The 8,451-nt window shown below is 69.0% G+C and carries 8 protein-coding genes and 1 pseudogene; 6 read left to right on the plus strand and 3 right to left on the minus strand.

Features of this window, described 5'->3' with window-relative positions:
- Positions 1 to 389 precede the first annotated feature (389 nt).
- Positions 390 to 659 carry a hypothetical protein gene (locus ACTMTI_RS56125; protein ID WP_441129276.1) on the plus strand — a complete coding sequence of 90 codons (270 nt, stop codon included), beginning with the start codon at positions 390 to 392 and terminating at the stop codon, positions 657 to 659.
- Here the strand turns inward: ACTMTI_RS56125 and ACTMTI_RS56130 are convergent.
- Entirely contained in the window at positions 656 to 1,333 is a 678-nt protein-coding gene (locus tag ACTMTI_RS56130; RefSeq protein ID WP_441129277.1) for an HAD family hydrolase, read from the minus strand. The genes ACTMTI_RS56125 and ACTMTI_RS56130 overlap by 4 nt on opposite strands.
- Positions 1,334 to 1,624: 291 nt before the next feature.
- Here ACTMTI_RS56130 and ACTMTI_RS56135 point away from each other — a divergent pair, with 291 nt between their 5' ends.
- The 5 genes from ACTMTI_RS56135 to ACTMTI_RS56155 all read left to right on the plus strand — a co-directional run bounded on the left by ACTMTI_RS56135 (position 1,625) and on the right by ACTMTI_RS56155 (position 6,251).
- On the plus strand, positions 1,625 to 2,845 hold the full coding sequence (locus ACTMTI_RS56135; RefSeq protein WP_441129278.1) for a riboflavin synthase: 1,221 nt from the start codon (positions 1,625 to 1,627) through the stop codon (positions 2,843 to 2,845).
- On the plus strand, positions 2,842 to 3,600 hold the full coding sequence (locus ACTMTI_RS56140) for a class I SAM-dependent methyltransferase (protein ID WP_441129279.1): 759 nt from the start codon (positions 2,842 to 2,844) through the stop codon (positions 3,598 to 3,600). The genes ACTMTI_RS56135 and ACTMTI_RS56140 overlap by 4 nt, the downstream gene beginning before the upstream one ends.
- Entirely contained in the window at positions 3,597 to 4,424 is an 828-nt protein-coding gene (locus tag ACTMTI_RS56145) for a class I SAM-dependent methyltransferase (RefSeq protein WP_441129280.1), read from the plus strand. The genes ACTMTI_RS56140 and ACTMTI_RS56145 overlap by 4 nt, the downstream gene beginning before the upstream one ends.
- Positions 4,425 to 4,538: 114 nt before the next feature.
- The gene (locus ACTMTI_RS56150) at positions 4,539 to 5,312 is read left to right on the plus strand and encodes an enoyl-CoA hydratase/isomerase family protein (protein ID WP_441129281.1); all 774 of its coding nucleotides are present in this window, start codon (positions 4,539 to 4,541) and stop codon (positions 5,310 to 5,312) included.
- A gap of 120 nt (positions 5,313 to 5,432) precedes the next feature.
- Positions 5,433 to 6,251, plus strand: coding sequence for an amidohydrolase family protein (locus ACTMTI_RS56155; RefSeq protein WP_441129282.1), 819 nt, complete (start codon positions 5,433 to 5,435; stop codon positions 6,249 to 6,251).
- A 36-nt stretch (positions 6,252 to 6,287) separates the two neighbouring features.
- On the opposite strand, the pseudogene ACTMTI_RS56160 reads toward ACTMTI_RS56155, so the two are convergent.
- Both ACTMTI_RS56160 and ACTMTI_RS56165 read right to left on the minus strand, forming a co-directional pair.
- Positions 6,288 to 7,045, minus strand: a pseudogene (locus ACTMTI_RS56160) (alpha/beta fold hydrolase); the annotation flags it as partial.
- A 153-nt stretch (positions 7,046 to 7,198) separates the two neighbouring features.
- The gene (locus ACTMTI_RS56165) at positions 7,199 to 8,176 is read right to left on the minus strand and encodes an alpha/beta fold hydrolase (protein WP_441129283.1); all 978 of its coding nucleotides are present in this window, start codon (positions 8,174 to 8,176) and stop codon (positions 7,199 to 7,201) included.
- Between the last annotated feature and the right edge of the window lie 275 nt (positions 8,177 to 8,451).

The raw sequence follows: 8,451 nt of genomic DNA on the forward strand, positions 1-8,451 counted from the left end.
GCCTGGACGTAGTGGAAGCGGGCGATCGGGGTGTCGGCGTAGCGCGAGCCGACCTGGGCCAGGTACGGCGAGCGGAAGGCGCGGCCGTCCTCGGCCGGCTGCCAGCCGTACGCGCCGAGCAGCATCGCGGCCACCAGCAGCGCTACCATCGCCGCCAACCAGCGAGGCCAGCGTCGCTTGCGCACCGATGGAGCTGCGTTGTCACGTCGAACCATGGTGATCCTTGCCTTGGTCTGGGAAGTGTTCACGCGTCTGGACGGGCTGGTGCAATGGCCTGTGACAGGAGCAGACAGTGATCCGGCTCACACCGCGTCCGGAGGGCGCTCATCACGGCGAGCGTCGATTGGTGACGAATCCCTTCGACGCCCTGTGGTTCCGCCTGCTCCGGCATGTCGCCGAGCAGGACCCGGCCGGCGAGGCTGACCGGCGAGTTCACCCAGATCGCGCTCGGTTTCACCCGCGAGGACTTCTACCAGAATGCCTACTTGGGGTGCCGTCAGGAAGCGTTCGATGAGCCGCCAAGCCGCTCCTCAGGGCTGGCTGGACTTGGCGCCGGCGATCTGGACCTCCTCAAGGAGGTGGCTGAGCACACCCACTGCAAGCGGCGATCAATTGCGGAGTCGGTGCGGGAGAGCGGCATGCAACCTGGTCACCGCTAGATCAACACCGCGGCGAGGTCCGCCACTGTTCGGTAGTGGACACCGGTCATGCCGAGCGATGTGGCCGCCTCTACGTTCTCGAGCCGGTCGTCTACGAACAGGCAGCGCTCGGGTGCGGCGCCGGCGAGTTCTGCGGCGATCTCGTAGATGCGCTGGTCGGGTTTGGCTACCCCGACCGTGGCGCTGCTGACCACGGCGTCGGCGAAGTGGGTGAGTCCGATTCGGCCCAGGTGCTCATCCAAGGTGTCCGTGGCGTTGGTCACCAGCACCACCGGCACTCGCTCCTGTGCCTTCGCCAGCAGCGCCTTGACTTCCTCATCCACCGTGAACGGTACGGCGATGAACTCGGCGACCGCGAGCCTTGCCCGTTCGTCTCCGCCCAGGGCGACGACGACCGACTCCGCCCACTCCTCCTCACTGATCAGGCCGAGTGTGGCCGGCCCGATGAGGACGGGGTCGAAGGCGGTCCGCATCAGTGGCAGCCCGTAACGGGCCTCGATCTCAGCCTGAACGGCATGGTCGAACTGGCGGAGCACGCCGTCAAGGTCGCAGAGCACTGCGTCGAAAGGCATCATGGCCCTCCATTGTGCGGTGTGGCCCGGTGAGCGGGTTCCATTGGTCAGAATGGTTCGCCGATCGGGAGATCTCCGACCGACATTCACGCGAGTGATCATGTCGTACCTCGGAGCCTGCGTGAACCGGGGGCGGCGGGGGTTTCGTCGGCGGGAGCGCCGATCGGGCTCACCGAACCGTTGATCTTGCCGACGGGTGGGTGATATAGGTGGATCGGTGCGATTCCAAGGTGCGGCGGTGACAGCCCGCCGGTTCCACCGGTAGCGGCGGGACGACTCGGTGTGATTCCGGGCCACGCGGTGACACCCCGCCACCTCTCGGGCCCTGCTCACGGCCCCTGACTCCTTCGTGCGGCGAGGATCGTCCTTGCCGCTGTCGAGAGGTGGTGTCGGATGTTCACCGGGCACATCCAAGAAGTCGGCACAGTGGTGGCCGTCGACCAAGCTCGTATCGCGGTCAGAGCGCCCAAGGCCGCCGCGAGCGCGCTGGCTTCGATCTGCCTGAACGGCGTCGGGCTGATGATCGTCCAGACCGAGCACGAGACGGACGTACTGGAAGCCAGGCTTACGGCCGAGACCCGCCGCCGATCGACCCTCGACCAGATCCAGCCCGGCACGCGGGTCAACGTGGAGGCGCCTTTGGCGCTGGGCGACCCGCTCGGTGGTCACCTGGTCCAAGGCGCCGTGGATGCCGTGGGCAAGGTCGTGAGAGTCGACGACGAGGCCGGCGCACGGCGGCTGTGGATCAAGCCGCCGGAGCGTTTCCTCCCGCTGGTCGTCCCGAAGGGGCAGATCGCGGTCGACGGCGTCAGCCTGACTGTCGCCGAGGTGTCCCGCGACCGGTTCTCGGTGGCGCTGATCCCCGCGACATTGCAGGCCACCACGCTGGCGGAGCTGTCGGTCGGTGATCGCGTGAACCTGGAGCCCGACCTGCTCACCCGCCTGGTACGGCGCTGGCCGTCCGACCCGGGACAGGCGGTGACCGAGGTGGTCGCGGCGCTGCCGTGGGCGGGACGGGTCTCGGGCGGGGCCGGCGTGCAGAAGGCGGTGACGCAGCTCGCGTCCGGAGGAGCCGTGGTGATCTGGGATCCCGACCGGGAAGGTGAAGGCGACGTGGTGTTCGCCGGGGCGCGGTTGCGCCCGGAGGCGTTCACTTTCCTGCTCACCCAGGTCTGCGGCCATCCGACCGTGCCGTGCGCGCTCGAGGTCCTGGACCGTCTGGAGATCGGACCCATCCCTGGACCGGGGGATCGGCATGGCACCTGGCCGCACGTCCCGGTGGATCTGGCCGCCGGGACCGGCACCGGGGTGTCGGCGGCCGAACGCGCCGCGACCGTACGCCGCCTGGCCCACTCGGAGTCCGGCCCGGCCGACTTCCTCCGGCCCGGGCATGTCTTCCCGCTGGCCGCACGCCCTGGAGGTCTCGCCGAGCGCGCCGGTCACACCGAGGCCACCGTCGCCATGTGCGTGGCGGCCGGGCTACCGCCCGTCGGGGTGTGCTGCGAGGTCATGAACCCCGACGGAACCATGGCCAACGCCGCCGAGCTGGAGGTGGCCGCGCTGCGCTGGGGCCTGCCGCTCCTCGACGTGGACGACCTGAGGAAGCACCTGTGATCACAGCGGGCCGCGACCTCTACGACGATCCCCGCTTCTGGGAGGGCTACCGCCGGCTCAGGGATTCCGGCGCCGGGATCAACGACGCCATCGAGATCCCGGCCATGAGCCGGATTCTCCCTCCCGTGGCGGGCGCCGCCGTCCTCGATCTGGGCTGCGGGGCCGGCGCGCTCGCCCGCCGGCTGGCCGACGCGGGAGCGGCGCACGTCTTGGCGGTGGACTCCTCCCAGCGGATGCTGGCGCTGGCCACCCCGCATCCGCGAGTCCGCTACCTGCACGCTGACCTGGACGAGCTCACGCTGCCTGCCCGTTCCGCCGACCTGGTCGTCAGCAGCCTCGTCCTGCACTACGTCGCCGACTACCCGGGGCTGGTCCGGCGCGTCGCGCACTGGCTGCGGCCGGGTGGACGGTTCGTCTTCTCGATCGAACACCCGATCTGCACGGCCGCCGATCCGATGGCCGGATGGCTGAAGATCGGCGAGGGCACGGTCTGGCCGGTCGACGACTATGCCTCCGAAGGGCCCCGGACCCAGAACTGGATCATCGAAGGCGTGGAGAAACACCACAGGCAGCTGGCCACGCTGATCGGCGGCCTGCTCGACGCCGGCCTGGAGCTGACCGGCATCGACGAACCCGTTCCCAGCCCCGCCGCTCTCCAGAGCCATCCTCACCTGGCCGAACATCTCAGACGCCCGCCGCTGCTGGTGCTGGGAGCCCGGCGCGGGCACGTCGATCCCGCCGACGGAGAGGAATGACGGGGTTCGTGAACGCCAATCCGTACCAGACGATCGGCTTCGGCTACTCCCGCCACCGGCGCCCCGACCCCCGTATCGCCGACCAGATCAACCAGGCCCTGGGATCCGCTCAGACGGTGATCAACGTTGGCGCCGGAACCGGCTCCTACGAGCCCCGCAGCCGGCAGGTCACCGCTGTGGAGCCGTCCACGGTGATGATGCGCCAGCGTCCCCCCGGCTCAGCGCCGGTCATCCAGGGATACGCCGAGTGTCTCCCGTTCCCTGACAAGTCGTTCGACGCCGCGATGGCCATTCTCACCGTCCACCACTGGACCGACGCGGCCGCGGGCCTCGCCGAGATGCGCCGGATATCCGGCCGGCAGATCATCCTCACCTGGGACCCCGCTGTCACCGCACGATTCTGGCTGGTCGAGGAATACCTCCCGGAGATCGCCGAAACCGACGCCGGACTCGCCTCTCCCGACATTGTCCAGACCTGGTTCCGGCGCAACGGCGCACGGGTGAGCGTCGCTCCCGTGCCGGTGGCCGCCGACTGCACCGACGGATTCCTAGGCGCGTACTGGCAACGCCCGCACCGCTACCTCGACCCCCAGGTACGCGCCGCCATCTCCGCGCTGGCAAACCTCGACCAGCACCTTGTCGAGTGCGCGATGCGACGCCTCGCAGTCGACGTCGTCACCGGACGCTGGCATGACCGTCACCGCCGCCTCCTGGCCGTCGGCACCCTCGACTTGGGCTACCGCCTCGTCACAACCACTGACCCAGCCACGCCGACCAGCTGGACAGGAGGTCCTCTGCCGAACGTGACCTCAGCGCGAAGGTAGCTCTGCGTGGTGATGGTGACGGTGTTCTGATCTTGCTGGTGCGGGAGGCCGGCACAGATGAGGCGGGCGCAGTCGTCCGTAGTTGGATGGGGCCGAGGTGTGGGAGGGAACGCGATGATCGCGGTCGACGTGATGGACGGCATCGGGGTCGTACGACTGGCCCATGGCAAGGTGAACGCCCTGGATCTGGAGCTGTGCCGGGCGATCGAGCAGACAATGCGCGATCTGGACGACGAGCGGGGACCTGCGCGGGCCGTGGTGGTGACCGGAGCCGGACGGGTGTTTTCGGCGGGCGTCGATCTCAAGCGCGTCGTGGACGGCGGCGCCGCGTACGTGGCGGAGTTCCTGCCCGCGCTCAGCGGTGCCTTCCGATCCGTCTTCGACCTGGGCAAGCCGGTGGTCGCCGCGGTCAACGGGCACGCCATCGCCGGTGGCTGCGTGCTCGCCGCAGCCTGCGACCACCGGATCATGGCATCCGGGAGCGGCACGATCGGGGTTCCCGAGCTGCGGGTCGGGGTGCCATTCCCGCACTCGGCGCTGGAGATCATGCGGTTCGCGCTGGGCCTGGTCGGCGCGCGCCGTGCGATCTTCCACGGTGCCAACCACGAACCGGAGGCGGCCCTGGCCCTGGGCCTGGTCGACGAGCTGAGCGACCCGGACGCCCTGCTGGACCACGCGATGGCCGTTGCCGGCCGGATGGCCACCGACATCCCGGCCGACACCTTCCGCTGCACCAAGACGCAACTCCGGCAGGAGGTGAACGAGCGGCTCGATCGTGTTACCGAGCCGGCCACCGTGGAACTGTGGACGACGGCGGCAACCGACGGCCGGATCCGGGCCTTCATGGACCGGACGGTAGGTTCCGGAGCGGCCCTCCGTGAGTCCTGAAGGGATCGACTTGGGCAGAAGCGCGTGCGAACCCGCACCATAGCCGGACAGCCTGCAGGTCGCTGGCCGTGGCCGGCCTCGTCCGCCCTACCGGCGGCACCATGAGGAGGAGACATCGCCTTGCCGATCATTGATGTCTGGGCACAGCACCCGACGCGGCGCTTCATCCAACACGACATGTTCGACTCGCTGCGCAACTGGTCCGGCACCTCCCTGCCCCCCGACCAGCCGCCGCTCTCCGTCACCGTGGCAGCCATGGACGCGGCCGCCGTCGACCTGGCCCTGATCAGCGCTTGGTACGGGCCAGAAGGCGCGCTGATCTCCAACGACGAGGTGGCCGCCTTCGTCGCCGAGTCAGGCGGTCGCCTGGCCGGGGTCGCCTCCGTCGACCTGCGCAAGCCGACGGCGGCCATCCGCGAGCTCCGGCGGGCCGTCACCGAACTCGGCTTCAAGGCGTTGCGCATCGTGCCTTGGTTGTGGGAGCTGCCGCCCACCGACCGCCGCTACTACCCGCTCTACGCCGAATGCGTCGAGCTCGGCATCCCGTTCTGCACTCAGGCGGGCCACACCGGCCCGTTGCGTCCCTCCGAGCCCGGCCGGCCCATCCCGTATCTCGACCAGGTGGCGCTGGACTTTCCCGAGCTGACGATCGTGGCCGGGCACATCGGCTATCCGTGGACCACCGAGCTGATCGCGGTGGCCACCAAGCACCCCAACGTCTACATCGACACCTCCGCCTACACCGTTCGCCGCTATCCCGCCGAACTGGTCGCGTACCTGAAGAGCCACGGCCGGGGCAAGGTGCTGTTCGGCACCAACTACCCGATGATCACACCGCTCAAGGCACTGGACGGGCTGGATCAGCTCGGGCTGGATGAGGAGACCCGTGCCATGTTCCTCCACTGGAACGCCCGGCGCGTGTTCCAGACGCTTCACTGACGCGTACGGGAGCGAGCGGTCTGGCCCTGCTCCAGTTCATCCGTTCCCTGAGTTCGCGAGGAACTGGACGATCAGATCGGCGAGGTCGCCGGGTTGCTCCGCGACCATGTTGTGGCTTGCGGCCAGCTCAGTCACATGAACGGTGCCCGGGAGGTCGTGGAGGTCGCGCCGTACCCCTCGGCGGAAGGCCGCCATGAGTTCGCCGCCGTCCATTTCGGCCGGGTCCCGGTCGGCCAGGACGACCAGCGCGGGGCAGGTCACGCCGCGGAGCAGCGGGATCGCGTCACGGAACTCCGGCGCGTAGCGCACCGCCGTCAGGATCTCCGGGCCTGGCCGGAGGTAGCTGTGGCCGTTCCTGGTGGTCAGAGTCCGTTGGGGGAGCATGTGCGCCTGCTCGGCGGGGACCGGGTGGCTCATCGCCGCGGCCTGGGCGTCGAAGGCGGCCTGGAGTTGGTCGAGGGCTATTTCCAGCGCGTCCCGCGTCATACCCGGATAGTTGCCAGGGTCGTTCTCCGCGGATCTGAGGCCGTCGAGGTTGACGATCGCCGGGCATCTGGGGTGGTTTCGCGCCCACATGATGGCGAGCATGCCACCGAGCGAGTGGCCCACGATCGCGGGCGGTCCAGGCGGAAGTGCTTGACCACGGCCTCGAGATCGCCGAGAACCGCGTCCCATTCCCACGGACCGTCCCCGGACAGCCCGTGGCCGCGCAAGTCCACCGCCACGACCCGGTGCTTCCGCGCGAGGAGCGGCGCGAGGGTGTCCCAGGCCTTGAGCGTCCCGCCGAGGCCGTGAAGGAGTAGTACGGCGGGGCCGTCCCCGCCGTGGTCGCGAGCGGCGAGTGGGATGACGTGGTCAGTAATGGGGAAATCCGTTGCGGGGCGCTTGGCAGGCCGATCGCCGGCACGCGGCGGGTAGGGCGGGCCACCGTGTGCCGGTGCTCTCGCTCAGCCGCTGAGGAACGCGGCGAGGAGGGGGATCACCTGTGCCGGATCGTCTTCGTGCACGTTGTGCCCGGCGCTCGGAATCACCTTGACCTCCGCGCCGGGGATGCGTTCACCGTACTCGCGGGCGTAGGAGGCGGGCAGCCACTGATCATCCTGTCCCCAGACGATGAGCGCCCTGGCCGTGATCCGGCCCAAGCCCGAATCGATAGGGGCGTAATCCTGGCTGCGGACGAGCTTGACGAAGGCGTCTCGTTGTTCGGACCTGGACATCCATGCCCAATTCTCGTCGACCACCTCCGCGGTGACCCGTTCCTGGTGAGTGAACGCGGAGCGCAGGCTGGTCTCGAAGTCCGCGCGGCGCATCAACTTCACCACGGCCTCACCCACCACCGGCACGCCGAACACCGCCGTCTGCGAAGCCAGTTCCTTGTCCAGGCCAGGCGAGTCCAGGAGTACGAGCTTGTCGACCCGGTCGGGGTGGCGCTCGGCGAAGGAGAGGGTCCACGCACCACCCCACGAGTGACCGACCAGCGACGCCTTCGTCAAGCCCACCGCGTCGAGGAAGGCTCTGATGGCGTCCGCCATGGCGGGGATCGTGTAGGTGAAGTTCTGCGCCGCCCGGGTATAGCCCTGGCTCGGCAGGTCGACGGCGTAGACCGTGTGGTTCTTGGCCAGGGCGGGGATGGTGTCCCGATAGGAGTACTGCCACTGGGCGCCACCCGCGATCAGCACCACCGGTGCGCCTTGTCCGGTTTTGGTGTAGTGGAAGCGAGCCACGGGCGTGTCGGCGTACAGGGAGTGAACGCGGCTCAGGTACGGCGAGCGGTATCCCTGTACGGCGGGCGGCTGCCACACATACGCGATGAACAGGACCCCGGCCATCAGCAGCGCGACCAGGCCCGCCAGCCATCGCGGCCAGCGCCGCCGTCGGGCGGGCCGCTCGGCCGAAGCCGGCGGTGTCTCATCAAGTCTGACCATGATCTTCCTCAGTGTCTGCGAGGTCTTCACACATACCGGGACGTATGGGTATCGCCCGGCGTGACAAGTGCGACCAGTGACATAACTCACGCACCGTCCGGCGGGCGATCACGACCCCCCGACTGCCGAGGTGGTCTGCGGGGGCCATCGGGGTGAGGGACTTCAGCCGCTGATGACGACGCTCATGTTGCGTCCTCGGTGCCAGAGTCTTGCTGAGGGAGCAGGGTCTTCGCGGCGGTCCAAGCTCGGGCGAGTCCGAACTCGGCCAGGCCGCG

It is taken from the genome of Nonomuraea sp. H19 (assembly GCF_052068215.1).
GTDB lineage: Bacteria > Actinomycetota > Actinomycetes > Streptosporangiales > Streptosporangiaceae > Nonomuraea.

Coding starts and splice junctions, on each gene's coding strand:
- ACTMTI_RS56125 (WP_441129276.1), top strand. CDS start 390: ATGTCGCCGAGCAGGACCCGGCCGGCGAGGCTGACCGGCGAGTTCACC.
- ACTMTI_RS56130 (WP_441129277.1), bottom strand. CDS start 1,333: ATGATCACTCGCGTGAATGTCGGTCGGAGATCTCCCGATCGGCGAACC.
- ACTMTI_RS56135 (WP_441129278.1), top strand. CDS start 1,625: ATGTTCACCGGGCACATCCAAGAAGTCGGCACAGTGGTGGCCGTCGAC.
- ACTMTI_RS56145 (WP_441129280.1), top strand. CDS start 3,597: ATGACGGGGTTCGTGAACGCCAATCCGTACCAGACGATCGGCTTCGGC.
- ACTMTI_RS56150 (WP_441129281.1), top strand. CDS start 4,539: ATGATCGCGGTCGACGTGATGGACGGCATCGGGGTCGTACGACTGGCC.
- ACTMTI_RS56165 (WP_441129283.1), bottom strand. CDS start 8,176: ATGGTCAGACTTGATGAGACACCGCCGGCTTCGGCCGAGCGGCCCGCC.